Source organism: Xanthomonas sp. WHRI 7064, assembly GCF_040202355.2.
GTDB classification, from domain to species: domain Bacteria; phylum Pseudomonadota; class Gammaproteobacteria; order Xanthomonadales; family Xanthomonadaceae; genus Xanthomonas; species Xanthomonas arboricola.
On sequence record NZ_CP167821.1, the window covers coordinates 1,406,790 to 1,432,351 of the forward strand.

Genomic DNA, 25,562 nt, shown 5'->3' on the forward strand with positions numbered 1-25,562 from the left:
TGGCAGCCAGCCTGGCGCATGTGCGCCACGGCATGGCGACCGGCGGATCAGCGGGCCTTGCAGAACAACGACAGGTCCACCGACTCGGCCATGCGCTGGTAACCGGCATCGTTGGGATGCAGGAAGTCGCGGGTCAGCGCGGCGGGTAGCCACTCCGGCTTGGCCGGGTCGCGCAGCGCGGCGTCGAAGTCGATCACCGCATCGAATGCCTGACCGTCGCGGATGAAGCCGTTGAGCGTCTGGCGCGTGGCTGCCGCCACCGGTTCGTAGCGGTCGGAGTTGCCGAACGGGGTCAGCGTGGCGCCGATCACGGCGATGCCGTGTTGCTGCAGCCGGGTCACGATCTGGCGATACCCCAGCACCATGTCGGCGGCATTGCGGCCGGCAATCGCATCCGGCGGACCGCTGTGGCGGATGTCGTTGATGCCTTCGAACAGGATCACCTGGTCCACGCCCGGCAGTGCCAGCACGTCGCGATCCAGCCGCGCCAGCGCGCTGGGGCTGCGGCCGTCGTCGAGCAGCTTGTTGCCGCTGATGCCGGCGTTGAGCACCACCACGCTGCCGGGGCAACGCTGCTCCAGCCGCCTGGCCAGCAGGGCCGGCCAATCGCCATTGGCGCCGCGCGTGGCGGTGGCACCTTCGGTGATCGAATCGCCCAGCGCCACCACCACCGTCTGGCGTGGGTGCGGTGGTTGCACGTAAAGGGCGGAGATGACGTTCTGGCGATACGCCAACGCCTTGCTGTCCGGCACCTCGGCCTGGCCCTTGACCACCCGCACGGCCGTGCGGCGTACCGCCGGGCGCGCCGGCGTGGGGAAATACAGGCTGACCGCCACCTCGCCCAATGCCGGTGCACGCAATGGCACCGGGTCGCTGAGCAGCACGCCACCGGGCGGCACGGTCACGCTGGCGCGCCCGTCAAAGCGCAGCGGTTGCGCGCCGCCGCCGCCGCCGAGCAGGCGCGCGGTGCCCGCAGCGATGGTCAGCGGTGCGGTGCCCAGCTCGTTGCTGATGCGCACGCGCAGGGCCACTGCCGCGCTGCCCAGGCGCATGTCCTGGCGCACCGTTTCATCGGCAAATTGCAGCGGCGTGTCCGCACCGCCGTCGAGCCGGTCCGGGGTTGCCGAAGCGATCCAGGCCGGCACCCAGCGTGGTGCCGGGTGCGCCGTGGCCGGGCCTGCCAGCACCACACTCAGTGTCGCAGTCATCATCCATCGCCAGCGCATGCGCAGGACTCCTTTGTTGATCAGGAAAAGAACACGCCGCCGTTGACGTCCAGGTTGGCGCCATTGATGAAGCTGGCCGCATCCGATGCCAGGTACAACGCCGCATCGGCTGCTTCCTCCGGGCGGCCTTCGCGCCGCAGCGGGGTGGCATTGGCGACGAAGGCACGCACTTCCGGCTTGGTGAAGTCGTCGTGGAAGCGCGTGGAGATCATGCCGCAGCACAATGCGTTGACGCGGATGCCGCGCGGGCCCAGTTCCTTGGCCATCGCACGCGAGAAGGTCATCACCGCCGCCTTGGCGGTGGCGTAGATGGCCGCACCCGGCCCGCCGCCATCGCGCCCGGCAAGCGAGGCGAAATTGACGATCGCACCGCCTTCGCGCATATGCGGCGCCACCGCCTGGGTGGTCAGGTAGACCGATTTGAGGTTGAGGTCCATCACCTGATGGAAGAAGGCCTCGTCGATGTCGGCCAGCGGCTTGCGCGCCAGCATGCCGCCGGCCACGTTGATCAGCACGTCGATGTGCTGGCCGAAGGCGGTGCGCGTGGCGGTCAGCAGGCCGGCCACGGCAGTGGCATCGGTGACGTCGGCGCGGTGCAGGATGCCCTGGCCGCCGGCGGCCTGCAGCTGTGCCAGGGTGTCGCGCGCGCTGGCGTCGTCGTTGGCGTAGTTGATGCAGACCTTGGCGCCGGCCGCGGCCAGCTTGAGCGAGATGGCGCGGCCGATATCGCGGCCACCGCCGGTGACGATGGCGACCTTGTCGTGGAAGTGCATGCGGGTGTGTCCTGTTGGTGTGGGGAAAGCGGGGTAGGCAGCGGGCACGCTCAGGTGCCCGCCGCGTCGAGTCGGTGGATGCGGCCGGTGACCAGCCACAGCGCGGCCAGCGAGGCCGGCACCAGCGCGGCGACCAGAATGAACATCGGTGCGTACGAGGTTGCGGTCATCACCGGAACCAGCCAGGTGGTGATCAAGGTGCCGGCCACCGCGGCCATGCCGCCGATGCCGGCCAGCGAGCCGACCGATTTGCCGGCGAACAGGTCGCCGGGCAGGGTCTGGATATTGCCGATGGCGATTTGGAAGCCGAACAGCACGGCGGCAATCGTCAGCACCGCCATGCGCGGGTCGGCGGCTTGCACGGCGCCCAGCAGCGCCGGCGCCATGATGGCCCCGCCCAGGGTGATGGTCCATTTGCGCGCGCGGTCCACGCTCCAGCCGGCCGCGATCAGGCGCCCGGACAGCCAGCCGCCGCACAGGCTGCCCAGCATCGCACCGACGAACGGCACCCAGGCGAATGCGCCGATCTGCTTGATGTCGAAGTGGAAGGTCTCGGCCAGGTAGATCGGCAGCCACGACACGAACAGCCACCAGATCGGGTCCAGGAAGAAGCGCGCCAGCACGATCCCCCAGCTTTGCCGGTGCGACATCAGCTGACGCAGCGTGGGCAGGTAGGCCGGCGGCGGCGCGCTGCCGGCGTCGGGCGCATCCAGGATCAACGCACGTTCGGCCGCGTCGACCCAGGGATGCCGGTCCGGCCCGGCGCGGTAGATCACCAGCCATGGCAGCAACCACAGCATGCCGAGCACGCCGATCAGCACGAACGTGCCTTTCCAGCCGAACGACAGGAACAGCAGCGCGATCAGCGGCGCCGAGACGATTGCGCCGATGGAGGCGCCGGCATTGAAGATGCCCTGTGCCAACGCACGCTCGCGCGCGGGAAACCATTCCGCATTGGCCTTGACCGCGCCCGGCCAGGCGCCGGCTTCGCTGATGCCCAGCAGCGCGCGCACCACCGAGAACGCCATGATGGAGTGCGTGACCGCATGCAGCGCGATGGAGAGCGACCACACCGCGATGGACAGGGCAAAGCCGAGCCGGGTGCCGATGATGTCGAACAGCCGCCCGAACACGAACTGCCCGGCGGCATAGAACAGCATGAAGATGGTGACCAGCAGCGCGTAGTCTTCCTTGGTGGCGCCGATGTCGCGCGAGATCGCCGGCCACATCACCGCCAGCGCGTTGCGGTCGATGTAGTTGATCACCGTGGCCACCGCGATCAGCGCCACGATCAGCCAGCGCACCGCCGAGCGCTTGCCTGCGGGGCGCATGCGGGCGGTGCTCATTGCGCACCTGCCGTGCGATCGAAGCGCGCGTAGCCGCCGCGCCAGTTGTAGCGCTGACCGGCGGCCTGTACCTGGTGGCTGCGTTGTGCGTCGGCGTCGTCGGCCACCGCCAGCGCGATGCGCTGGCCGCCGACCAGGGTGAGCACGATCACCTCGGCATCGTCGCCGCGCACGCGCTCGATGGCGCGGATGCGGCTGTTGGCGCCGTGCACGTATTCGGCAGTGCCGTTGTATTCGCCATGCGGTTCCAGCACGCCGAAGAAGCTGACATTGGCCTGCCCATCGACGCGCTGGATCAGCGCCGGTTCGCGGCGCAGGTTGAAATTCGGGTCGTTGGCTCCGCTCTCCACCAGCAGGGCACGCGCCGGCGCGCTGCTGCCGAAGCGGTAGCTGTAGAAGCGGCCGGCGAGCAGCCAGCTCAGGCTGCGCGTGTCGGTGCCCGCATCGCTGGAGGCGTCCACCCACAGGTGCTGATAACCGTTGGCCTTGCCCAGCACCGGGCGTTGCGTCAGTGCGCGCTCTGCGGTGAAGCCGACCTGCATGATCTGCCCGTTGAAGTGCAGCGGCAGGTCGTAACGTGCCGGAGCGCTGGCGTTGACGCGCAGCAGGTCGACCACCACCGGCAAGGGCAGCTGCGGGTGCGACAGCAGCGCCTGGGTGCGGGTGAAGCTGACCCCGCCGTAGGCCTGCTGCATGCGCGCCGACACGATCTGGGTGTCGGCAGTGCTGGCGAACAGCAGCTGCGTCGGCGCGTGTTGCTCGCCCACCTTCCAGTCGCCGTTGAAGTGGCTGGTCTCGTTCACCACCAGCGTGTTGTGCGCAACGGTCTGCTTGGCCCAGCTGGTGTTTTCCGGCAGATAGATGCCGCCGGCCTTGGCTTCCACATTCAGGAAACGCGCCGCGCCGTAGTCGGTGACCACGCGCTGGCCGTTGTCGTAGAACAGCCAGTTCAACTTGTCGAAGTGGCCGTGGCCCATGCCTTGCGAGGTGTTCTTCATCACCAGCGTCTGGCCGTCTTCGCCGCCGCTGCGCAGGATCGCCAGCGCGCCCTGGTCGCCCTGCGCGCCATCGCGCAGCAACACGCTGCCGAAGGCGAACGGTTGGGCGCGGTCCTGCGCGAGCGCGGTGGCCACGGCCAGGCCTTCGGGGGTGAGCAGCACGCGGCGCTGGCGTTGCGCGATGGACAGCAGCTGCGCGTCGTGGGTCTGCGCGTAGGCGATGCCGATGCCGGCCACCAGTTCCTCGGTGTCCAGGCCCTTGTCGAGGATGGCATCGTTGATCGGGAAGAAATAACCGCCGTAGCTGCTCTGCACCAGGCTGTTTACGGCCTTGAGCAGCACGCCGTCGCGGCGCTGGAAGATGTGCTGCTGCGGCTGGTTGCGCTCGATCGCATTGGCAAACAGCACGAACGGCGCCAGGGCATAGCGTTGGTAGTACGGGCCTTCGGCGTAGTAGCCGTCCGGCGAGAACAGCTGGTCCACCTGCGTCAGGAAGCCGGCCTTGCCATCGCGCCCGCTGCCGCGCAGTGCCTTGTCCACCAGCGCCTGATCGCGCAGCACATAACCGGTCATGCCGACCGCGGCCACCGCCCAGGTGGCGTGGTTGTGGATCTTGTCGAAGTTGTCGGCGCTTTCGTCGCACAGGAAGTGCGCCATGCGCGCGAACACGTCACGGTCGATGGTGGCGCGGTCCTGCGCGCTGAGGCTGTCGCGGATGGCGTCGTAGCCCTGGCTTGCGTAGACCAGCCACACCGAGTCGTTCAAGGACTGCCAGAACAGCCGCCCCGGCACCTGGCCGCGCCCGGCCGGGTGTGCGCCCAGCGTGGGATACAGGCGCGCGTAGGCCAGCAGTACGTCGCGCGCATAGTCGGCATAGGCGCGGTCGCCGGTGAGCCGGTACAGCGCGCCGGCGGCCTGGATGGCCTGGTAGTTGCGTTTGTGCTGCTCGTGGCTGGCGCCGCCGCCGGGATCGCTGGGCACCGGCACGTCCACCCCGGCCCGCATCGCCGCGCGCACGCTGGCTTCTGCGCGTGCCTGTTCGCGGGCGAACACCGGCAGCCCGGCGCCAGCGCTGGCCATCTCGCGCCATTGCTGGGCGGTGACCAGTACTGGCGCGGCGTCGGTGGCGCGCGGTTGCGGCTGCGCTGCTTGTTCGGCCGCGGGTGACGGGGCGGCGCTGCAGGGTAGGGCGCTGCCGGCGCCGACCAGGACCAGCAGCAACAGGCGGGTGGAACGGGTCATAGCAGGGGCTCCGCTGCGTCGGCGTGCAAGGCCGGGGTGCCGACGAACTGATTGCCGCTGGCGATGAGGTGAGGTGTGCCGGTGGTGTGCTGCGCCAGGATCGCGGCGCTGTCGGCGAAGCGGTTATTGCGCAGCGCAATGCGCTGCACGCCGTGCAGGCGCAGCGACGCATCCGCAGCCCGGCCGACCTGCGTGAAGTGCGAGTCGCTCACCTGCAGCACCGGGCCGAAGGTGCTTTCGTCGCGGCCGCCGCGATACAGGTCCAGCACCGGCCCGGCGACACGGTGGAACTGCGACTGCCGCACCGTGACCTGTTCGACGTTGTAGGTGCCACGGTCGTCGGTCTCGGCGTGTGCGGACAACACCTTGCCGGAGACGTCCTCGACCAGCAGCCGGTCCAGCAGGATATGGTCGGCCAGGCTGCCCTTGCCGAGTGCGATCACATCGAAGCCGGGTTGCGCGTCCAGATGATGCAGGTGCGTGTCGCGCAAGGTGAGCTGGTACTGCGCCACCGCGCTGCCCGGTGCGGTGCGGATCACCGCATTGCCCGGCTGCGCGGGCGCGGCGCGGCCATCGATCTCGAGCCGGGCCAGGCTGAGCGAGCCGCCGGGCGCGATCTGGAACAGCGCCGGCTGCGAAAAGCGGATGCGCGCGCGGCCGCGTTGCGGGCCTTCCAGCGTCAGCGGCCGGTCCACGTCGAGGATGTCATCGACCTGGTAGCGCCCTGCGTCCAGTTGCAGGCGATCGCCGGGGCCGGCCTGCGCCACGGCGTCGGTCAGGCTGGACTGCCCTGGCCTGACGCGAGTGCGGCGGCCGCTGTCGGCGACTGCCTGCGCTGCCTGCTTGGGGTACCAGCTCACGCCCACCTGTGCGCGCGCGATGTAACTCAGCGCCGGGTCGGCGCCGACGCCAGTGGCGTTGTCGGCGACCAGCAAGCCGGTGCTGGCACGGGTCATCGTCACCTGGCGGCTGTTGACGCCGCCGGGCAGGCGGGTGGATGCCAGCGGGCTTTGCAGGTTGCTGGTAAAGGCAATACCGGACAGATCGCCCAGCACGCGCACCGGGTCGCTGGCGGCCACGATCAGGTTGCCGGCAAAGCGGCTGTTGATCGGCGCGGCGGTGCGCTCGGCATCCATGCCGGCGCCGAAGTACAGCTGGTTGACGGTCACGAAGGTGTTGCGCTCGATGCGCGCCTGATCCACCTGCACGTAGCGGTTGGCAGGCGAGTTGGGCACCCCGTACATGATGCTCAGCGCCGACGAATAGCCATCGCCGGCCAGGTTTTCCAGGTAGTTGTGGCGCACGGTCTGCTTGCGGTTGATCACGCGGATGCCGCCGGTGTTGGCCTTGCCGTCGCCGAAGAACACGTTGCGCTCGACCAGGTTGCCATCGCCATGCCGCAGCACCAGCGCGCCGCGCGATTGCTTGAACACATTGCCACGGTAGGTGTTGCCGCCGGACTTGTTGGAGACCACCTCCACCTCGCCGTCGCAGCCTTCGAACCAGTTGTTGTCCACCACTGAGTTGGAGGCGCTGTCGGCATCGCTGCTGGTGCCGATGCGTAGCGTCTCGCCGCCATTGGCGCCCAGGTTGGGGCGTGGCCCGAACCAGTTGTGGTCGATGCGATGGCGATTGTCCAGGCCCTGGGTGGCATCGCGCACCACCACCAGGGTGGGGCCGGCATTGGTCTTGCCGACCAGTTGGTTGTGGTCGAAGCGGTTGTCGCTGTCGTACAGCGCCACCCAGTTGTCCGAGTCGCTGCGGGTGGGCTTGCTGAAGCCATCCACCACCACGCCGGTGATGCGGCTGTGGCGCGCGCGTTCCTTGCTGGAGATGCGGTACGACAGCACCGCGTCGCCGGGGCTATGGCCGTCGCGGAACACCAGATCCGACACCACCAGGTAGGTGCCGGCCATCTGTAGGTTGGAGGTGCCGCTGATGATCACCTTGCCCGGCGTTTGCGCGGTGAGGGTGATCGGCTGCTCCGCGGTGCCTTGCCCGCGCAGCACGATGGCGAAATCCCGCCACTGCCCATCGGCCAGCACGATGCGATCGCCAGCACGCAGCGCGGCCGCCGCCACGGCGTACTCGCTCTGGTCGTGCACCAGGTACGAGGTGGCCTGGGCCGAGCCGACCCAGGCGGGCGCACACAGCAGCAACAGGCAGGCGAGGGAGACGGGGGATCGCATCGGGATGCTCCTGGACGCTGGCGCGTCGGTGATGGCCGAGGGTAACAGTGCAACTGGATCGTCAACCAAAACGATAGTCCAGTTGGTCCGTATTGAAGTCCTTGATTGCCTCAATGTCATGCTGCAGATGCACAAAAAAATCCACAGAACTGGCCTAGTCAGGTGGCTCGTTCGATAAATCGCAGAAATGATTGACTTGGTGTTGATCCGCATGGAGTCTCCACCACGCTCGATCTCGAGCATCCTTTGGGAGGAGGAATTGTGCGGTATCTGAAACTAGTCCAATCGCGTAGACCAATTATTCGAAATGCACTGGCGCAGGCGCTGCTGGGTGCCGTTGCACTAACTAGCGCGCAGGCAGCCCAGGCCCAGCAAAGCGATGCCGCCCAGCAAACACCGGAGCAAGCGCCCACCACGCTGGACCAGGTCAAGGTCACCGGCATCCGCAGCTCGATCCAGTCGTCCATCGACAGCAAGCGCGAGCAGACGGTGGTGGCCGACGTGCTGTTGGCCGAGGACATCGGCGACCTGCCGGCGCTGTCGATCGGCGAGGCGATCGAGACCATCACCGGTGCGGCCACGCACCGCGAAAAGGGCGGCGCGTCGGAGATCTCCATCCGTGGCCTGGGGCCGTTCCTGGGCTCGGCCACCTTCAACGGGCGCGAGGCCAGCAACGGCAGCGGCGACCGCTCGGTGAACTTCAACCAGTTCCCTTCCGAACTCATCAACACCGTGGCGATCTACAAGACCCAGCGCGCCGACTTCGTCGAAGGCGGCATCGCCGGCACGGTCAACATGCAGACCGTACGGCCGCTGGAATTCGGCAAGCGCCGCGTGCAACTGGACGGGCGGGCGACCTATGCCGATGGCGACAGCAAGTTGCGCAACGCCGATGGTGTGGGTTGGCGCGGCACCGTCAGCTACCTGGACCAGTTCGATCTGCGCGGGGCCGGCAAGCTGGGGGTCTCGCTCGGCCTGCAGCGGCTGGAAGGCACCAACCCGGAAGAGGTGATGAGCAGCAGCTCCACCTGGACGGCCTGCAACGCCAACGAGGTGGTGGGCGCCAGCCGCAACTGCACCGCCGTGACCCCGGCGCAGGTGCAGGCGGGGACGCCGTATTACCTGGCGCCCGGCAGCCGCGTGTACCGCCAGATCAGCGAGCACGATCAACGCGACGCGGCCTTCGCCGCACTGCAATGGCGGCCCTTCGACGGCCTGGAGGTGGCCCTGGATTACCAGGATTCGCAGCGCACCGTGACCGAAGACCGCGCCGAGCTGAACTTCTCCGAGACCCTGCGCAACCTCAACAACCGCCAGGTGGGCGACAACGGCGCCTTGCTCGGCCATACCGGCAGCAGCACGGTGGAATCCTCCACCGACTACAAGGTGCGCGACGAGCAGTACCGCGGTGGCGGGCTGCGCGTGGAATGGCGCCCGAACGCGGCCTGGATGCTGTCCACCGACCTGTCGTATTCGCGCACCGAGCGCAGCGAGATCGACCGCCTGATGCGGCTGCGCTCCAATGCCACCGACATCAACGGCAACCGCGTGCCCGGGATCAACGGACAACGTGTGGACTACACCTACACCTATGCCGGCGATGTGCCGGGGATCGTGGTCGATCCCGCGTTCGACCTGAACAACCCGGACAATTTCAGCGCCGCCGCGCGCGCGCGGCGCGACGAGTTGCGCCGCGAGCACACCATCCGGGCCTGGCGCTTCGATGGCGCCTTCACCCCGGAGAGCGGGCTGCTCACCTCCATCAAGGGCGGCGTGCGCCTGTCCGAGGCGACCTACCGTGACCTGGACGACCGCGTCGAGCGCAACGTCACCGATCCGGCCACGATCCGCGCCGCCAACCTGGCCTGCCGGCAACCGTTCCCGCAGGAGGATTTCCTCTCCAGCGCCAGCGGCAACACCATCCAGCAGTGGGCCACCTTCGACAGCCGCTGTCTGTTTGGCGCCATCACCGGCGTGGACGACACCGGCCGCAATGCCGACCCGCGCGGCACCGCCGACTCCGACGTGGAAGAAAAGACCCGCGCGCTGTATGTGATGGGCGAGTTCGCCAGCACGCTGTTCGGGCTGCCGCTGGACGGCAACCTGGGCGTGCGCTGGGTGCGCACTGACGTCAGCTCGGTGGGTTTGCGCGGCGAGCTGGACGTGGTCGACAACCCGGACGGCACCATCCAGCTGGTGGAAACCGGGCGCTTCGCCGCGCAGACGGTGCGCGCGTCCAACCGTGTGTTCCTGCCCAGCTTCAACGCCAACATCGGCCTCACCGAGCAGACCCAGCTGCGCTTTGGGCTGTACCGGGCCATGGCGCGCCCGGATCTGGTGGCGTTGTCTGCCGGGCGTACCTTCATCCTGGAGCCGGGGACCGAATTCACTACCGTCGGCGAGGCGATCGGCAGCATCACCGCCACCGGCAACCCGCGCACGCAGCCGCTGCTGTCGTCCAATGCGGACGTGTCGCTGGAGTGGTATCCCAATGCCGACTCCCTGCTCAGCGCCGCGGTGTACTACAAGCAGTTCACCGGTGGCGCGGTGCCCACGGTGGTGGACGAGCGTTTCGTCATCGACGGCACCGCGGTGGTGGTGCCGGTGGTGCAGGACGTCACCACCCGGCAAAAGAGCGATCTCACCGGGCTGGAGCTGACCGGCACCCACCGCTTCTCCTACCTGCCGGCGCCCTTCGACGGCCTGGGCGTCAAGCTGAGCTACAACTACGCCGATTCCAACTACAAGACCCAGGATCTGCGCCTGGGCGACCAGGTCGACCCGGCAACCGGCCTGGTGAGCAGCGGCATCGTCGCGCCGGCCAATATCTTCGGCCTGTCGCGGCACGTGTTCTCCGGCCAGCTGTATTACGCCATCGGCGCGGTCGACCTGCAGGCCATCTACAAGTACCGCTCCGAGTATTTCCAGAAGTTCGTCGGCGCCCCGGCGCAGAACCGCTACGTGCGCGACAGCGGCACCCTGGACCTGCGTGCCAGCTACCGCGTCAATGCGCAGCTGTCGGTGTCGCTGGAGGCTTCGAACCTGACCAACGAGCCGCGGATCTCCGACATGCCGGTGCCCGGCAGCTTCCGTGAGTACAACACTTACGGGCGACGTTATTATTTGGGGGTGCGCTACCGGTTCTAGCGTCGCCCACCTGTCCGGCACCCGTGTGCCGGGCCGATCACCCTGAGGGTTTGAGTCGCCGATGTCCGAAAACCGCCTGTACCACTCCGTTGCCGCCAAGATCCGCGCGCTGATCGACACGGGCGAATTCCCGGTCGGCTCGCGCCTGCCGGGCGAGCGCGAGTTGGCCGAGCGCTTCGGCGTCAGTCGCGTCACCGTGCGCGAGGCCGAGATCGCGCTGGAGGCGCAGGGCCGCATCGTGATCAAGATCGGCTCGGGCGTGTACGTCAAGCCACGCCTGGCCTCGGACGAAGGCGCGCTGCCGGATGTCAGCGCGTTCGAGCTGACTGCCGCGCGCGCGGTGATCGAGGCGGAGGCGGCCGCATTGGCCGCCAGCCACATCACCGATGCGGATCTGGATGAATTGAACGGCATGATCCAGGCGCTGTCCGCACCGGGGCTCAGCGATGCGGCCGCTGCCGACTACGACCGTTCCTTCCACCTGGCGATCGCGCGGATTAGCGGCAACCCGGTGGTGGCGCACTGCGTGCAGCTGATCTGGCGCATGCGCAACGAATTGCCGCGCGTACGCGAGGTGTATGCGCGGGTCTGCCACGACGACGGCGCCACCCGCGTGGACGAACACACCGCCATCCTGCAGGCCCTGCAGCAACGCGACCCGGTGGCGGCACGCACGGCCATGCGCAACCATTTCCAGCGCCTGTTCGAATCCATGCTGGAAGCGACCGAGAACGATGCACTGGCGGAGATCCGCCGCCGCACCCAGCAGGACCGCGCGCATTTTCTGGCGGCCACGCGCACCTGAGTGCATGGGATGGATTGTTGGAGGCGCTGCGTCCACTGCCAGCGGCACTTTCGTGCCGCTGACGCTGGTTCCTCCGAAAGACAGATCCTCCAATCAGCTGGACGCGCCGTCTACGCTGGGTCGGCACTATCGACACGTGGCTGATCTGAGTGTCGCGCCAGCGGTCACCGCGGACGCTGCAGCGACAGCACGCTGCAGCGTCCGGCCTGAGGCAGATCGCTCTACCTGAGGGGCGTGGGTACCTGCGGTGCAGGCCTCAGTCCGCCATCACCTTGTCCGGCGTCATCGGGGTGCTGCGGATGCGCTTGCCGGTGGCATGGAAGATCGCATTGCAGATCGCCGCCGAAACACCGACCAGGCCGATTTCGCCCACGCCTTTCGCACCCAGGCTGCTGACGATGCGATCGTCCTCGTCGGCAAAGATCACATCGATGTCGTGGATGTCGGCATTGGCCGAGACGTGATACATCGCAAAATCGTGATTCATGAAACGACCGAAGCGGTGATCGGACTGGGTGTGTTCGTGCAGCGCCTGGCCGATGCCCCAGACCACGCCGCCGACGATCTGGCTGCGCGCGGTGATCGGGTTGAGAATGCGCCCGGCTGCAACCGCGCTGACCACGCGGGTGACGCGGACCGTGCCAAGCTCTTCGTCCACCCGCACTTCCACAAACACCGCACCATGGGTGGCGCGGGTGTACTTGCGTTGCTTGAGCACATTGGGCAGCAGCAGGAACTTGTCTTCGATCTGTTCCAGTTCTGCTGCACGCAACAATTCGGTCAAGGCAATGGTGGTGCCGGCATCGGCGCGCAATGCCAGCGTGCCATCGGCAAACACCACCTCGTCCAGCTTGGCCTTGCCAAAGCGCGAATTCGGCAACGCCTGCGCCAGGCGCAGCAACCGTGCGCGCAGCTTCGCGCACACGCCATCCACTGCCGAGCCCACCGTGGTCACATGCGACGAGCCGCCTTCGATCGGTGCGACCGGCAGGGTCGAATCGCCGAGCTGGAAGGTGACCTGTTCCAGCGGCAGGCCCAGTGCTTCGGCCGCGATCATCGCCATCACCGTATAGGTCCCGGTGCCGATATCGCTGGCTGCGCTGCTCACCACCAGCCGACCGTCGGCGTGCAGCACCGCATGCGCGCGCGCAAACATCTGCATCGCATCCCATTGCCCGGTGGCCATGCCCCAGCCGACCCACTCGTTGCCTTCCTTGCGTGCGCGCGGCTGCAGCGGGCGCTTCGCCCAGCCGAAGCGTTCGGCACCTTGCTGGTAGCACGCGCGCAGCGCCTTGGTGGAGTAGGGCTTGTCGTCGGCCGGGTTGACCTCGGCATAGTTCTTCAGGCGCAGCGCCAGCGGGTCCATGCCCAGCTCATAGGACAGCTCGTCCATCGCCACTTCCAGCGCATGCACGCCGTGTGCGGCACCGGGTGCGCGCATGTCCATCGGGCTGAACTGGTCCAGGCTCACCAGGTTGTAGCCCAGATGCACGTTGTCGCAGGCATACAGCTGCCCGCTCCAGTTGACCACCACCTCGACGTAATCCTCGATGCGCGAGGTCTCGGCAATGGCCTCGTGCCAGATCGCGCGCAAGCTGCCGTCGCGGTCGGCGCCGAGCTTGAGCCGTTGCAATGTCTCCGGGCGATGGCCGAAGGTGAACATCTGTTGCCGCGTCAGCACCACGCGCACCGAGCGGTCCAGCAGGATCGAAGCCATCACCGCCAGCGGCAACTGATACTGCGGGCGCAGCCCGGAGCCGAAGGCGCCGCCCACGTACGGATTGCGCACGGTGACCTTGCGCTTGCTCAGGCCGAACACATGCGAGACATACCAGCGGCTGTTCTGCGAGCCCTGGGTCTTGTCGTAGATGGTGAAGTGGCCATCGGCGTCGCGGATCACCGTGGAGGCGAACAGCTCCATCGGATTGTGGTGCTCCACGCCGCTGTAATAGTCGGCCTGCACCTGGACAGCCGCATTGGCAAAGGCGGTGTCCGGCTCGCCCTTGTCCTTGGGCGGCGGCGAGAAACCGGCCTTCATGGCCTTGGGCTTGTGCGCACGGTCCAGGTTGGTCATCAGGTTGGTATCGTGCGGGTCCTGCAGCAGTTCCACCTCCACCAGGTGGGCCGCGTGGCGCGCCGCTTCAAAAGTGTCGGCCACCACCAGGGCGATCGGCTGGCCGCTGTACAGGATCTTGTTGTCGTACAGGGGCCGGAACGGCGAACCGGCCGGTGCGGTCATGTCCTTGTAGAAGACATCCATGCCGCGCATATGCGGGCGGTTTTCATGGGTAACGATCTCCAGCACGCCCGGCACCGCACGCGCGGCATCAAGATGGAAGGCGACGATCTCGCCCTTGGCGATGCTGCTGTTGACCACCACACCATAGGCCAGATCCGCCACCGGCCATTCGGCGGCATAACGTGCCTGGCCGGTGACCTTGGCGCGCCCGTCGATGCGGGTGACGCCAGTGCCGGTGGGGCGATAGCCGGTGCCGCTGTCGGCAACCGGCGGACTCAGGTCGTTGTTGGGTACGTCGGTGCTGCGTGCGTTCATGGCGCTTCCTCCAGCGCGCTGGTTCGCCCGCGGTTGTCGATGGTGCCCTCGCGGGCGACGTCCAGGGCACGCACGATCGCGCGGCGTGCCAGCGGCAGCTTGAAGGCATTGTTGCCTTGCGGTTGCGCACCCTGCAGCAAGGCATCGGCCAGGCTGCCGAAGCTCTCGGCCGTGGCCGGTTTGCCCACCAGCTGCGCTTCGGCGTCGGGGTTGCGCCAGGGCTTGTGCGCCACGCCGCCCAGGGCCACGCGCACCTCGCGGATGCTGCCGTCCTCGGCCAGGTCCAGCGCCGCCGCCACCGACACCAGCGCGAATGCATACGACAGGCGCTCGCGGATCTTCAGGTAGGCGCTGTGCGCGAAGAAGCGCTGTGCATCGGGCAGGTCGATATGCACGATCAACTCGTCCGGGGCCAGGGTGCTGTCCAGCTCCGGGTGCTCGCCGGGCAGGCGGTGGAACTGCGCGAACGGGATGTCGCGCTCGCCGTTGGGGCCCTGCACGTGCACCACTGCGTCCAGCGCAGCCAGCGCGACGCACATGTCCGACGGGTGCGTGGCAATGCACTGCGCGCTGGCGCCGAGGATGGCGTTATAGGTGGTGAGCCCGCCGATCGCCGAGCAGCCGGTCCCGGGCGCGCGCTTGTTGCACGGGGTGGCATGGTCGTAGAAATAAAGGCAGCGCGTGCGTTGCAGCAGGTTGCCGCCGTTGCTGGCCATGTTGCGGATCTGTGGCGAGGCGCCGGCCAGGATCGCCGCGCTCAGCAAGGGGTAACACGTCTCCACGTCCGGGTGATAGGCAGTGTCGGCATTGCGTGCGAGTGCGCCCAGGCGCAGGCCGCCTTCGGGGAGCGCGCTGATGCCGTCCAGCGGCAGGCGATTGATATCGACCAGGCTGCCTGGCCGCATCAATTGCAGCTTCATCAGGTCGGTGAGATTGGTGCCGCCGGCGATCAGGCGCACCGGGGCTTCGGCAGGCACCGGGTGCGGGTCGCTGCCGCGCACCGACAGTGCAGTCAGCGCCGCATCGACGCTGTCCGCGCGCGTGTATGTAAGCGGAATCATGCCGGCACCGTCCCTGGCGTCCACGGTGTGGCGGCGCTCTCGCTGCTGTCGCTGGGCTTGCCCATGACCTGCATCACCGCATCGGTGATCTGCGGGTAGGCACCGCAGCGGCACAGATTGCCGCTCATCAACTCGCGCACCTGGTCGCGATCATGCGCCTTGCCTTCATTGATCAGGCCCACTGCCGAGCACAACTGCCCGGGCGTGCAATAGCCGCACTGGAAGGCATCGTTCTCGATGAAGGCACGCTGCAGCGGATGCAGCTGTTCGCCCTTGGCCAGGCCTTCGACGGTGGTGATCTCGGCGCCGTCCTGCATGACCGCAAGCGTCAGGCAGCTGTTGATGCGGCGCCCATCGACCAGCACCGTGCAGGCGCCACATTGGCCGTGGTCGCAGCCTTTCTTGGTGCCGGTGAGGTCGAGCCGGTCGCGCAATAGATCGAGCAGGCTGACCCAGGCTTCGAGCTGCAATTGGTAAGGCTGGCCATTGATGCGCAGGTTGACCGGGTAGGTCGGCGCAGCAGTGGCGGTGGCCGGCGCCAGATGCGTGGCAGTGGCGGGTGTGGCATTCATGCGAACCCCGTGGCGATGGCTGAGAGGAGGATCCTCACCTTGATGCCTGCGTGGTCAAGGTGTGGTGTAGGTGAGTGAGGTCTCTTTCACGCGTGCGTGAAGCCTGAGCGTGGTCATGCGCGGAACATGGCGGCGTTGCTGCGCATGACATCGCTTGATCGCAGGCCGGTGCCATCGTCGGTGCGTCATCGTGGTGTCACCTGCATTGGCCAGGCTAGCCGGCCCAGCGCACAGGGGACGCGCCCGCATGAAAGCCAACGCCACCCGCGCCTGGACGCAGGTGTTTACCCAGCACGGATCGGTGCTGCGTGGCTTTTTCGCGCGTCGCGGCGCCAACGAGGATGCCGAAGACCTGGTGCAGGAAACCTATCTGCGGCTATTGCGTGCGCATCAGGATCAAGGCGAGGCGATCGCCAATCCCGAGGCGTATCTGTATACGGTGGCGCTGAATCTGGCGCGCGAGCAGGCCGCGCGACGCAAGCAGGCGCCACTGCGCATCGACGAGATGGAACAGTTTTCGCAGTTGCTGGCCGCAGGCGACGACGTGGAAGATGCCGCGCACCGGCAGCAGCGCCAGCAACGCCTGCAGGCCCTGCTGGCCACGTTGCCGGAGCGCACCTGCGCGGTATTGGTGATGCAGTACCGCGATGGGCTCAGCTACAAGCAGATCGCCGAGCGCATGGGGGTGTCTGCGCATATGGTCAAGAAGCATGTGGTGCGTGGCTTGTCGGCCTGCAGACGGGCGGTTGCCGACAGCGGGGACAGCTGGTGAGCAAGCCGGTGTTGCCGAGCCGCAGCGTTGTCGGTGAAGCCGCGCACTGGCATGCGCTGCAACGCATGCAGGTGCTGGATGCGACGCAACAGGCAGGCTTTCTGCAATGGCTGACCGCATCGCCGTTGCATGTGCGCGAATACATGGCGGTGCTGCGTGTGGCCGGCGATCTGGGCGATGCCATGCGCGGCATGGACCTGGACGTGGATGCCCTGCTTGCTGCCGACCGGCGCAAGACTGCCGATGCCGCGCCGCCCAATGTGATTGCGCTGCCGCTGCGGTCACGAGGGCAGCCAGCACCGCAACCCGCTGCCCGGCCGCGCCGCAGCGAAGGCCAACCCAAGGCACGCATGCGCAGCTGGCGCATGGGCCTGGCCGCGGCGCTCTGCGGCGTGGCGATCTTGACCGGCTGGGCCTGGCCACGCACGCAGACCTACGCCACTGCGCACGGCGAGCAGCGCAGCGTGCAGTTGGCCGACCGCAGCGTGGTGCATTTGAATGGGCAAAGCAGCCTGCGTGCCACCATGACGCCGTGGAGCCGCCACCTGCAGCTGCTGCGTGGCCAGGCCAGCTTCGTGGTCGCGCCGGATCGGCGCCCGTTGCAGGTGCATGCAGGCCATCTGCGTGTCGAGGATATCGGCACCACCTTCGATATCGCCCTGTATCAACACCAGGCACGCATCGAGGTCGCCGAGGGCCGTGTCCATGTCTGGCGCGACGCGCGCGATGGGCAGCCGATGCTCGCCGACCTGGGAGCGGGGCAGAGCGCACGGATCGATGCGGCCACCGGCAAGATCGAACTGGCCAGCGAAGAGGTGGCCGCCATGCATGCCTGGCGGCAGCGGCGCATCGTGTTCCGCGACGCGCCGCTGGCCACGGTGGCCGAAGACTTCAATCGTCTCAACCGCACGCGTTTGTCGATCGACGATGCTGCCGCCGGTGCACTGCGGCTCACCGGCAATCTGCGCGGTGACGATCTCGCCGCGCTGCGTGCCTTCCTGGATGGCCAGCCGAACCTGCGCGTGGTCAGCGCGCCGGGGATGCTGCGCGTGAGCAGCCGGCCTGCGCAGGGAACGGCAACGCGATAGCCACGGCGCTGCACGACGCCGTGATGCGTGCAGCGCGTGCGCATGCCGCATCGCGCGCGTAGCGCACATGCATTGATCCTGCGCGCAGTGGATGAGGTTGCCGATGCCATTGCGCCGCGTGCGTACCGATGGCCGTCTGCGGCTGCGTCCACGCACATGCAAGACCTCACGTCCTCGCGTGCATGCAAGGCGCAGCGCGATGCAGATGCCGTGCGTCGCGCCCGCACCGTTCGGTGCCTGTGCAGATGTCACAGAAAATTCATCAAAAAACGGTGCCCGATCGTCGCTGTCGATGCTCGTAGTCCAGGTACAACGCAGCATTCCCGCGTGGCGGGTGATGTTGCGCATTGCTTCCTCCCCTACTGGATTTCACGATGCGCCGTACGTTGTTTCTTTCGATCGCTCTCGCCCTGCACGCCGGTACCGCTGGCGCCCAGACGGCTGCTGCCACCGTCGCGGTCGAGGCGATTCCGGCCCAGCCACTGGCGCGCGCGCTCAATGCGCTGTCGCGCCAGACCGGGCTGCAGTTTGTCTATGCCGCCGGCGTGGCCGGCAACCCGCAGACCCGCGCCACCGCGGCCGGCGTCGCACCCGAGCAGGCCCTGCAACAATTGCTCGACGGTACCGGCCTGCGCTACCGCTATCTCGATGCGACCACGGTGACGATCGAAACCGCCGAGCCGGCGCCCGGCCTGCCGCCAGCGGCTCCGGCAACGGCCGCGGTCGCCACGGCACCGGTGCCGCGTGCAGACGCGCCGGTGCAGGAACTGGACAGCATCCAGGTGCTCGGCAGTTACGCCGGCAGCCTCAGCGCCGCGTTGCGCCAGAAACGCTACGCCGACAGCGTGGTGGATGTGATCGCCGCCGAAGACATCGGCAAGCTGCCCGCGCAGAACGTGGCCGAGGCGCTACAGCGCGTGCCGGGCGTGTCGATCGTGCGCGACCGCGGCGAAGGCGTGTACGTGCGCGTACGCGGCCTGGGCCCGAATTTCCAGGTCACCACGCTCAACGGCCAGACCATGGCGGTCAACGAGAACGTGCGCACCTCCGGCCAGACCGGGCGGCAATTCCGCTACGACACGCTGCCGGCCGAACTGGTCTCCGGGCTGGACGTGATCAAGAGCCCCACCGCCGACCTGGACGAAGGCGCCATCGGCGGCATCGTCAACGTGCGTACATTCCGCCCGCTGGAGCTGGGCAAGACGCTGACCAACGTATCGCTGGAATCCAGCCAGGCCCAGCGCACCCAGGCTAACGATCCGCGCGTCTCCGGGCTGTTCAACTGGGTCAATGCCGAGGGTACCTTCGGCATGCTGATCTCCGGTGCATATGCGCAACGCACCTTACGCCAGGACCGCGTCAACGAGGTGAGCTGGGACTACTACCGCAACGGCGTGCCGGGTGTGCCCGGTGCCAACTACGTCCCCACCGGCCTGCGCCCGACGCTGGAACTGGAAGAGCGCGAGCGCACCGGCGTGGCGGCCTCGCTGCAATGGAAGCCCAGCGCGGCGTGGGAGACCAATCTGGATCTGCTCTACGCCAAGCAAACCGTGCATTACGACGAATACAGCATGGGCGTGGGCTTCGACAGCCTGGCCAAGCTGAGTAATCTGCGGGTGCAAAACGGCGGTATCGCCGGCTTCGATTATCGCAACGGCCAGGTGCAGATCTCGCGCGAGACCTCCGGCATCACCGACGACAATCGCAGTGCACGCCTGTCCAGCACCTGGAGCGGCGACCAGTGGACGCTGGGCGCAGTGGCGTTCCACTCGCAGGCGCACAGCTACGACTCCGATCCGATCCGGCGCACCCGTCTGCGCAGCGGCACCAACCTGTCGATGCGCGTGGACATGCCGCAAGCCGACGGCGACAACGTGCCGGACTGGAGCTTCACCAACGGCTTCGATCCGACCAACCCGGCCACCGTGGCAGGGCGCCGGCTGGAATGGCGCGAGATCGATGCGCGCGACAAGGAAAACGCGCTGCAGTTCGATGCCAGGCGCATACTCGACGGCAGCTTCTTCCGCGATGTCAAGGTGGGCGCCAAGTACCGCCAGCGCTCGCGCACCTACGATCGCGCCGACCTGCTGCTCAACAGCATTGCCGGGGTACGTTTCCCGGGCAGCTATTTCACCGCGTTGCCGGTGGGCGACATGCTGTCGGACGCCAACGGCAACCTGCCGCGGCAATGGCTGGCGCCGATCGAATCCGCGTTCTGGGGCAATTGGCCGACCAGCGCCGATCTGAGCAACACGCCCAACAGCGCCGACCTGCAGAATTCCTACGAGGTGCAGGAAAAGATCGCCTCGGCGTACGCGATGAGCAACTTCGCCACCCAGCTGGCGGGCCGCGAACTGCGCGGTAATGTCGGCGCGCGCGTGGTGCGCACCGAGCAGGCCACCGATGGCCATGCCGATGTCAACGGCAGCGCACAGCCGGTGCATTTCGAGCGCAGCTATACCAATGTGCTGCCTTCGTTCAACGCGGCCTGGGACGTGCGCGAGGACATGGTGCTGCGGACTTCCGCGGCCAAGGTGATCACGCGCCCGGACCTCACCGATCTGTCGTCCAAGCTGACCTTCAATTCCAGTGGCGAACGCCTCACCGCCAGCGGCGGCAACCCAGCGCTGCAGCCGTTCGAGGCATGGCAGTACGACCTGACCTTCGAGTGGTACATCGACGGCACCTCGGCACTGACCGGTGGCCTGTTCTACAAGGACATCTCCAGCTTCATCCAGACCCAGATGTCCAACCTGGTTTACCAAGGCCAGACCTATCTGCTGTCGTCCAAGACCAACGGCAGCAAGGCGATGGTGCAAGGCGCGGAAGTGGCGTATCAGCAGGTCTTCAGCGGCCTGCCGTCGCCGCTGGACGGCCTGGGCATGCAGCTCAACTACACCTGGACCGACAGCAAGGCGACCTATCACGACGGCACCGGCAGCTTCACCGACAGCCTGGAAGGCGTGGCCAGGAACACCTACAACGCCGTGCTGTTCTACGAGAAGGGGCCGTTGATGGCACGCGTCAGCTACAGCTGGAGCGACGACATCCTCAACGCGGTGGGTACCGCCAATGTGGCCACGCTCAACAGCGACCGGTTCGGCAGCCTGGATGCCAATGTCGCCTACAAGGTCAACGACACGCTCTCGGTGTTCGTCAACGCGATCAATCTCACTGGCGAAGTGCAGCGCCAGTTCGTTGGCGATCACTTGTTCGGCGGCTATACCGACTACGGCCGCACCTGGTCGCTGGGGTTGCGCGCGCGGTTTTAAAAAGGGCTGGAGACCTGACGGGCAGTTGCCAGCGACGTGCGCTGTGCACCCCGGGACGCTGCGCTTGCGCGTGACATGCGGCCATGGAGGCCTTGCGACGAGCGCAGCCGTCGTGATCGCCGATCCAGTTTGTTGGCGGCAGCCAATGCCGCCACCGGGCGCCTTGCTGCAAGGCGCCATCTGCAAGGGCCATGGCTTCGGCTGTGGCGCTGTTGCCAGCCCCACATCGCCGCGTATCGCGGTGTGCAACAGCTGCATCACGTGTTGAGACCACTCATGTCATTACTGCTTCGTAGCTGTATCGGTTTTTTTGTCTTGATCGTGGCCGGCCTAGCCATGCCGGTAGTGCATGCCGCCACCACGTCGGAAACGCTTGAAAAAGTCGTGATCCTCAAGCGCCACGGCGTGCGTGCGGCGATGTCCAGCCCGGAACAACTGGGTCGCTATTCCGCACGTCCCTGGCCACGCTTCGATGTGCCGGCCGGCCACCTGACCGCAAACGGTGCGCGTCTGGAGGCATTATTCGGTGCCTATTACCGCGCCCGTTACACGCCGCTGGGTCTGTTCGATGGCGATGGCTGCGCCAATGTCTATTACTGGGCCAATCGCACCCAGCGCACAATCGCCTCGGCGCGTGCGTTGGCAAGCACGCTCACCCCGGGGTGTACGAACACGGTGCACCACGTGGCCGATGACGCGTCCGATCCACTGTTCGACGGCGCGCGGGCATTGCGACAACCCGCTGCGGCGGCATTGATGCGCGCGGCCATCGCCGGCCGCGTCGGCGGCGATGTGGTCGCCTGGAACGCGGCGCAACGCGATGCGATCGACAGCTTGCAGCAACTGTTGCTGCAGTGCGCGCAGCGGCCGTGCCCGACCCGGGCCGGTGCCGGCAAGCAACGCCTGGATGCGGTGCCCGCAGGCATGGGCGCTGCCCACGACGGAATCGCCGGTGTCGAAGGCCCGGCACCGGCAGCCTCCGGCATCAGCGAAAGCCTGTTGATGGGCTGGGCCGACGGCCAGGACTTTGCCGGGCTGGGATGGCAAGGCGTGGACGAAGCCAGTCTGCTGCGTGCGTTCGCCCCGCATCAGGCCGAGTTCGCGCTGCGCCTGCGTGCGCCGACGGTAGCGCGCATGGCCAGTACGCCGCTGGCGGCGCGGCTGCTGGCGACGTTGCAGCAAGGCAGTGTCGCCAGTGGCAATCGCAATCCATCGCAGGCCACGCCGATCGGTGGCGATGCACGGCTGGTGGTGCTATCCGGTCACGACGGCACGCTGACGCTGCTGGCCGGCATGTTCGATCTGCATTGGCAGTTGCCCGGTTACCAACCCGACCAGACCGTGCCTGGCGGCGCCTTGGTCTTCGAGCGCTGGCTGCGTGCCGATGGGCAGCGCGTGATCCGCCTGCGCTACACCGCGCAGACGCTGGCGCAACTGCGCGAACGCCGCGCGCTGACACCGCAGGTGCCGCCGCCGTCATCGCCGGTGTTCATTCCCGGCTGCAGCAGCGCCACCCCGGAGTACGACTGCCCGCTATCAACCTTGGCGACATTGATCGACGCCGCGATCGACCCGCATTACCTGAGCGAATGACGCCGCGCGCGCCGGCCGCGACCGGCGCATGTGGTTGCATCGGCGCATCGGCGCCGTTTCCCTGGCCACCGTGCCAGCCGCTGTTTCTCACCACTGCAAGAGGCGATTTATGCTCCACCAGCGACGTACTCTCGTCAGTCTCGCAATCACTCTCGGTCTTGCCTGCGCAGGCATCGCACAGGCGCAAACGGACGTCGGCCTACTCGACGTACTGACCTACAACGTCGCCGGCCTGCCCGAAGGCCTGTCCAGCGGAACGCCGGCCATCAACACCGCACTGCTCGCACCGAAACTGGCGCCTTACGGGCTGGTCAACGTGCAGGAAGACTTCAACTATCACGCCACGCTGTACGCCGGCGACGCGCATCCCTACCGCACTGCCACCAGTGGCGGTGCCGCGTTCGGCGACGGGCTCAACACGCTCAGCAACTATCCCTTCAACGACTTCACCCGGGTCAAGTGGAGCCAGTGCAACGGCACCGACTGCCTGACCCCGAAGGGTTTCAGTTACATGCGCGTGCGCCTGGCCGACGGCGTGTTGCTGGACGTCTACAACGCGCATCCCAATGCCGGGGTCGAAGCGGGCGACCTGTCCGCACGTCGCGCCAATATCGGCCAGCTCTCGCAGTTCATCCAGACCTGGTCGGCCGGCAATGCGGTGCTGGTGATGATGGATTCCAATACGCGCTACACCCGCAGCGACGACAACATCCGCGAGTTGATCGCCTCCAACGGTTTGACCGATCCGTGGGTGGAGCTGATCAAGGGCGCAGCACCGGCGGCCGGCGCCGCACCGCTGTTGTGCGGCACGCCGCCCACCAATAGCTGCGAAGTGGTCGACAAGATCCTGTACCGCGACGCGCCGCAATTGACCCTGGTGGCCAACCGTTACCAGCTCGATGGCGGCGGCTTCTACGACAGCGCCGGCAAGCCGCTGTCCGACCACTACCCGCTGCATGCGCAATTCGGATGGGCCGTGGGCGACCAATTGCGCACCAGCGACCAGTTCGGTGGTCCGCATGGCGTTCCGTTCAACGATCTGGCCGGCAATCCTGGCGTGCGTCCGCTCAGTGGCGTGACCCTGCGCGGCGGTGCGCGCCTGGATGGCGTCGGCGTGATCCTCGACAGCGGCAAGCTGCTCGCGCATGGCGGCAGCGGCGGGCAGGCGACCACACTGTCGCTGGGTGCCAACGAAACGCTGTCCTCGGCCACCTTCACTGTGGGCAAGTACAACGACCGCACCCGCCTGTTCTCGCTGAGCCTGCGCACCAACAAAGGCCGCAGCGTGCAGGTGGGCAGCCCGACCAGCGAGAGCTACACGCTGACCGCTCCCAGCGGCTGGCATATCGCAGGTTTCACCGGCCGCGCGGGTGAGGAGATCGACAAGCTGGGGGTGATGTATGCGAAGGACTAGGCGCTGACGCTGTTTTCAGTGACAGCGGCAGGGCAGCGATGTGCGCCATGGATGGCTTCTGCACTGTAGGCTTGCCGGGCTACCAGTCACCCATATGACGGCGCCGATTCGTGCACGCGATCTGGATGCCGCAAGCGCAGGCGTGAGCGCAACCACGCGGCGCAGGCCGCTTCATCGAGTGAGCCATCGGCCAGGCCGATGTAGAAACCGTAGAGTTCCAGATCATCGGCGACCAAGGTCGCACCATTGAGCACGATGAAGGTTTCGCAAGCGACGGCGGCAGTGCGCTTGTTGCCGTCGACAAACGGATGGTTGCGGCCCAATCCGTAGGCAAGACTGGCGGCAAGCGCAGCCAGATCCGGTGGCGGCTCGCCGTAGGACAGCAGTTGCTTTGGCCTGGCAAGCGCCGAGTCGAGCAGGGCGTCGTCGCGCACGCCGTTGCCGCCGCCGTGTTCGGCCAGCTGGCGATCGTGGATGGCCAGGACAAGTGGCCGCTCGATCCAGACGATCATGGTCGAGCCTTATTGCGCCAGCTTGTGCAGCAGCGCGCGGCGGTTGCGCATCACCTGCTCGGCCACATCCATCTGCGCGGCCAGGGTCGGGTCGAACGCGGTCAGCTTGATGCCGTCGGGCGTTTCCAGTGCATAGAGTTCGTCGCCCTTGCCCAGGCGCAGGCGGGCGAGCAGTTCCTTGGGCAGGATGACGCCAGCGGAATTGCCGATGGAGGTGATCTTGAGCTTCATGGTCGACGCCTTCGTTAGTACGCAAGTTATAACTCCGCCTCCAGCCGATCACAAGCCCGTCCTGGCTGAAGCGGCTCAGCAACCTGCATGGGCCAATCTCGCCTGCTGCGATTGATAGGTGTACAAATGTACACCTTGTCCCGGCCGGCCGTTGCACTCCCATGGATTCTCTCTCCCCCAAGCGTCAGGCGGTGCTGGCTTTCCTGCAGGAGCAGGCCCGTGCAGGGGTGTCGCCCAGCCTGGCCGAGATTGCGCAGGCGTTCGGGTTCGCCTCGCGCAATGCCGCGCAGAAGCACGTGCAGGCGCTGGCCGAGGCCGGGTTGATCGAGCTGCTGCCCAATCAGAAGCGTGGCATCCGCATGCCGGGTGGGGCCGCGCGCGATGCCTTGCTGGCCTTGCCGGTGCTGGGCCGGGTGGCGGCCGGTGTGCCGATCGGGGCGGATATCGGCCTGGACCGGCAGTTGTGGCTGGACCGCACGCTGTTCTCGTTGCGCCCGGACTATCTGCTGCAGGTGCAAGGCGATTCGATGATCGACGACGGCATCCTGGATGGCGATCTGGTCGGCGTGCATCGCAGCAGCGAGGCGCGCGATGGGCAGATCGTGGTGGCGCGGGTGGATGGTGAAATCACCATCAAGCGGCTGGAGCGCGGTGCCGAACGTATCCGCCTGTTGCCGCGCAACCGCGCGCATGCGCCGATCGTGGTGGCGGCCGATGCCGACTTCGCGATCGAAGGACTGTACTGCGGTCTGATCCGGCAGGGTTGA

The 25,562-nt window shown here is 67.1% G+C and carries 18 protein-coding genes; 8 read left to right on the plus strand and 10 right to left on the minus strand.

Annotated elements, in window-relative coordinates; genetic code table 11:
• Positions 1 to 47 precede the first annotated feature (47 nt).
• Genes ABQY74_RS06120 through ABQY74_RS06140 form a run of 5 tightly spaced genes read right to left on the minus strand, consistent with a single transcriptional unit; the run spans position 48 to position 7,774 of the window.
• On the minus strand, positions 48 to 1,211 hold the full coding sequence (locus tag ABQY74_RS06120; RefSeq protein WP_349794463.1) for an SGNH/GDSL hydrolase family protein: 1,164 nt from the start codon (positions 1,209 to 1,211) through the stop codon (positions 48 to 50).
• Positions 1,212 to 1,246: 35 nt separating this feature from the next.
• On the minus strand, positions 1,247 to 1,999 hold the full coding sequence (locus tag ABQY74_RS06125; protein WP_024938633.1) for an SDR family NAD(P)-dependent oxidoreductase: 753 nt from the start codon (positions 1,997 to 1,999) through the stop codon (positions 1,247 to 1,249).
• 50 nt (positions 2,000 to 2,049) lie between these two features.
• Entirely contained in the window at positions 2,050 to 3,345 is a 1,296-nt protein-coding gene (locus tag ABQY74_RS06130; protein WP_104624190.1) for an MFS transporter, read from the minus strand.
• Positions 3,342 to 5,585, minus strand: a complete 2,244-nt coding sequence (locus ABQY74_RS06135; protein ID WP_104624189.1) for an oligoalginate lyase — start codon at positions 5,583 to 5,585, stop codon at positions 3,342 to 3,344. The genes ABQY74_RS06130 and ABQY74_RS06135 overlap by 4 nt, the downstream gene beginning before the upstream one ends.
• Positions 5,582 to 7,774, minus strand: coding sequence for a polysaccharide lyase 6 family protein (locus ABQY74_RS06140; RefSeq protein WP_349794427.1), 2,193 nt, complete (start codon positions 7,772 to 7,774; stop codon positions 5,582 to 5,584). Before ABQY74_RS06140 ends, ABQY74_RS06135 begins: the two co-directional genes overlap by 4 nt.
• Positions 7,775 to 8,044: 270 nt before the next feature.
• Between ABQY74_RS06140 and ABQY74_RS06145 the strand changes: the two genes are divergently transcribed.
• Together ABQY74_RS06145 and ABQY74_RS06150 are read left to right on the plus strand one after the other, a co-directional pair.
• Positions 8,045 to 10,921 (plus strand): TonB-dependent receptor, encoded by a 2,877-nt coding sequence (locus ABQY74_RS06145; protein ID WP_372470090.1) that lies wholly within the window; start codon positions 8,045 to 8,047, stop codon positions 10,919 to 10,921.
• A 61-nt stretch (positions 10,922 to 10,982) separates the two neighbouring features.
• Positions 10,983 to 11,726 carry an FCD domain-containing protein gene (locus tag ABQY74_RS06150; RefSeq protein WP_349794431.1) on the plus strand — a complete coding sequence of 248 codons (744 nt, stop codon included), beginning with the start codon at positions 10,983 to 10,985 and terminating at the stop codon, positions 11,724 to 11,726.
• 256 nt (positions 11,727 to 11,982) lie between these two features.
• On the opposite strand, the gene ABQY74_RS06155 is transcribed toward ABQY74_RS06150, so the two are convergent.
• Genes ABQY74_RS06155 through ABQY74_RS06165 form a run of 3 tightly spaced genes read right to left on the minus strand, consistent with a single transcriptional unit; the run spans position 11,983 to position 15,913 of the window.
• Positions 11,983 to 14,280 (minus strand): xanthine dehydrogenase family protein molybdopterin-binding subunit, encoded by a 2,298-nt coding sequence (locus ABQY74_RS06155; RefSeq protein ID WP_349794433.1) that lies wholly within the window; start codon positions 14,278 to 14,280, stop codon positions 11,983 to 11,985.
• The gene (locus tag ABQY74_RS06160) at positions 14,277 to 15,365 is read right to left on the minus strand and encodes a xanthine dehydrogenase family protein subunit M (RefSeq protein WP_349794435.1); all 1,089 of its coding nucleotides are present in this window, start codon (positions 15,363 to 15,365) and stop codon (positions 14,277 to 14,279) included. The genes ABQY74_RS06155 and ABQY74_RS06160 overlap by 4 nt, the downstream gene beginning before the upstream one ends.
• Positions 15,338 to 15,913: a (2Fe-2S)-binding protein gene (locus ABQY74_RS06165; RefSeq protein WP_349794437.1), complete on the minus strand. Its 576-nt coding sequence runs from the start codon at positions 15,911 to 15,913 to the stop codon at positions 15,338 to 15,340. The genes ABQY74_RS06160 and ABQY74_RS06165 overlap by 28 nt, the downstream gene beginning before the upstream one ends.
• Before the next feature lie 247 nt (positions 15,914 to 16,160).
• Here ABQY74_RS06165 and ABQY74_RS06170 point away from each other — a divergent pair, with 247 nt between their 5' ends.
• The 5 genes from ABQY74_RS06170 to ABQY74_RS06190 all read left to right on the plus strand — a co-directional run bounded on the left by ABQY74_RS06170 (position 16,161) and on the right by ABQY74_RS06190 (position 24,052).
• Positions 16,161 to 16,685 (plus strand): RNA polymerase sigma factor, encoded by a 525-nt coding sequence (locus ABQY74_RS06170; RefSeq protein WP_104590539.1) that lies wholly within the window; start codon positions 16,161 to 16,163, stop codon positions 16,683 to 16,685.
• A gap of 65 nt (positions 16,686 to 16,750) precedes the next feature.
• Positions 16,751 to 17,773 (plus strand): FecR domain-containing protein, encoded by a 1,023-nt coding sequence (locus ABQY74_RS06175; protein WP_349794465.1) that lies wholly within the window; start codon positions 16,751 to 16,753, stop codon positions 17,771 to 17,773.
• Between the two features lie 374 nt (positions 17,774 to 18,147).
• The gene (locus ABQY74_RS06180) at positions 18,148 to 21,045 is read left to right on the plus strand and encodes a TonB-dependent receptor (protein WP_349794439.1); all 2,898 of its coding nucleotides are present in this window, start codon (positions 18,148 to 18,150) and stop codon (positions 21,043 to 21,045) included.
• 276 nt (positions 21,046 to 21,321) lie between these two features.
• Positions 21,322 to 22,638 carry a histidine-type phosphatase gene (locus ABQY74_RS06185; protein ID WP_181109777.1) on the plus strand — a complete coding sequence of 439 codons (1,317 nt, stop codon included), beginning with the start codon at positions 21,322 to 21,324 and terminating at the stop codon, positions 22,636 to 22,638.
• Positions 22,639 to 22,747: 109 nt separating this feature from the next.
• Positions 22,748 to 24,052 (plus strand): jacalin-like lectin, encoded by a 1,305-nt coding sequence (locus ABQY74_RS06190; protein WP_349794441.1) that lies wholly within the window; start codon positions 22,748 to 22,750, stop codon positions 24,050 to 24,052.
• A gap of 86 nt (positions 24,053 to 24,138) precedes the next feature.
• On the opposite strand, the gene ABQY74_RS06195 is transcribed toward ABQY74_RS06190, so the two are convergent.
• Together ABQY74_RS06195 and ABQY74_RS06200 are read right to left on the minus strand one after the other, a co-directional pair.
• Complete coding sequence (locus tag ABQY74_RS06195) at positions 24,139 to 24,564, minus strand: type II toxin-antitoxin system death-on-curing family toxin (protein ID WP_102254668.1); 426 nt, start codon at positions 24,562 to 24,564, stop codon at positions 24,139 to 24,141.
• Between the two features lie 9 nt (positions 24,565 to 24,573).
• Positions 24,574 to 24,795 (minus strand): AbrB/MazE/SpoVT family DNA-binding domain-containing protein, encoded by a 222-nt coding sequence (locus ABQY74_RS06200; protein WP_016903820.1) that lies wholly within the window; start codon positions 24,793 to 24,795, stop codon positions 24,574 to 24,576.
• 161 nt (positions 24,796 to 24,956) lie between these two features.
• Here ABQY74_RS06200 and lexA point away from each other — a divergent pair, with 161 nt between their 5' ends.
• Positions 24,957 to 25,562: a transcriptional repressor LexA gene (gene lexA, locus ABQY74_RS06205; RefSeq protein WP_184353228.1), complete on the plus strand. Its 606-nt coding sequence runs from the start codon at positions 24,957 to 24,959 to the stop codon at positions 25,560 to 25,562.

Bases quoted from the DNA above. Each gene is read 5' to 3' on its own strand.
- ABQY74_RS06150 (WP_349794431.1), top strand. From the start codon at position 10,983: ATGTCCGAAAACCGCCTGTACCACTCCGTTGCCGCCAAGATCCGCGCG.
- ABQY74_RS06165 (WP_349794437.1), bottom strand. From the start codon at position 15,913: ATGAATGCCACACCCGCCACTGCCACGCATCTGGCGCCGGCCACCGCC.
- ABQY74_RS06200 (WP_016903820.1), bottom strand. From the start codon at position 24,795: ATGAAGCTCAAGATCACCTCCATCGGCAATTCCGCTGGCGTCATCCTG.
- ABQY74_RS06180 (WP_349794439.1), top strand. From the start codon at position 18,148: ATGCGCCGTACGTTGTTTCTTTCGATCGCTCTCGCCCTGCACGCCGGT.
- ABQY74_RS06135 (WP_104624189.1), bottom strand. From the start codon at position 5,585: ATGACCCGTTCCACCCGCCTGTTGCTGCTGGTCCTGGTCGGCGCCGGC.
- ABQY74_RS06190 (WP_349794441.1), top strand. From the start codon at position 22,748: ATGCTCCACCAGCGACGTACTCTCGTCAGTCTCGCAATCACTCTCGGT.
- ABQY74_RS06170 (WP_104590539.1), top strand. From the start codon at position 16,161: ATGAAAGCCAACGCCACCCGCGCCTGGACGCAGGTGTTTACCCAGCAC.
- ABQY74_RS06155 (WP_349794433.1), bottom strand. From the start codon at position 14,280: ATGAACGCACGCAGCACCGACGTACCCAACAACGACCTGAGTCCGCCG.
- ABQY74_RS06130 (WP_104624190.1), bottom strand. From the start codon at position 3,345: ATGAGCACCGCCCGCATGCGCCCCGCAGGCAAGCGCTCGGCGGTGCGC.
- ABQY74_RS06195 (WP_102254668.1), bottom strand. From the start codon at position 24,564: ATGATCGTCTGGATCGAGCGGCCACTTGTCCTGGCCATCCACGATCGC.
- ABQY74_RS06125 (WP_024938633.1), bottom strand. From the start codon at position 1,999: ATGCACTTCCACGACAAGGTCGCCATCGTCACCGGCGGTGGCCGCGAT.
- ABQY74_RS06185 (WP_181109777.1), top strand. From the start codon at position 21,322: ATGTCATTACTGCTTCGTAGCTGTATCGGTTTTTTTGTCTTGATCGTG.
- ABQY74_RS06120 (WP_349794463.1), bottom strand. From the start codon at position 1,211: ATGATGACTGCGACACTGAGTGTGGTGCTGGCAGGCCCGGCCACGGCG.
- ABQY74_RS06175 (WP_349794465.1), top strand. From the start codon at position 16,751: ATGCAGGTGCTGGATGCGACGCAACAGGCAGGCTTTCTGCAATGGCTG.
- ABQY74_RS06140 (WP_349794427.1), bottom strand. From the start codon at position 7,774: ATGCGATCCCCCGTCTCCCTCGCCTGCCTGTTGCTGCTGTGTGCGCCC.
- lexA (WP_184353228.1), top strand. From the start codon at position 24,957: ATGGATTCTCTCTCCCCCAAGCGTCAGGCGGTGCTGGCTTTCCTGCAG.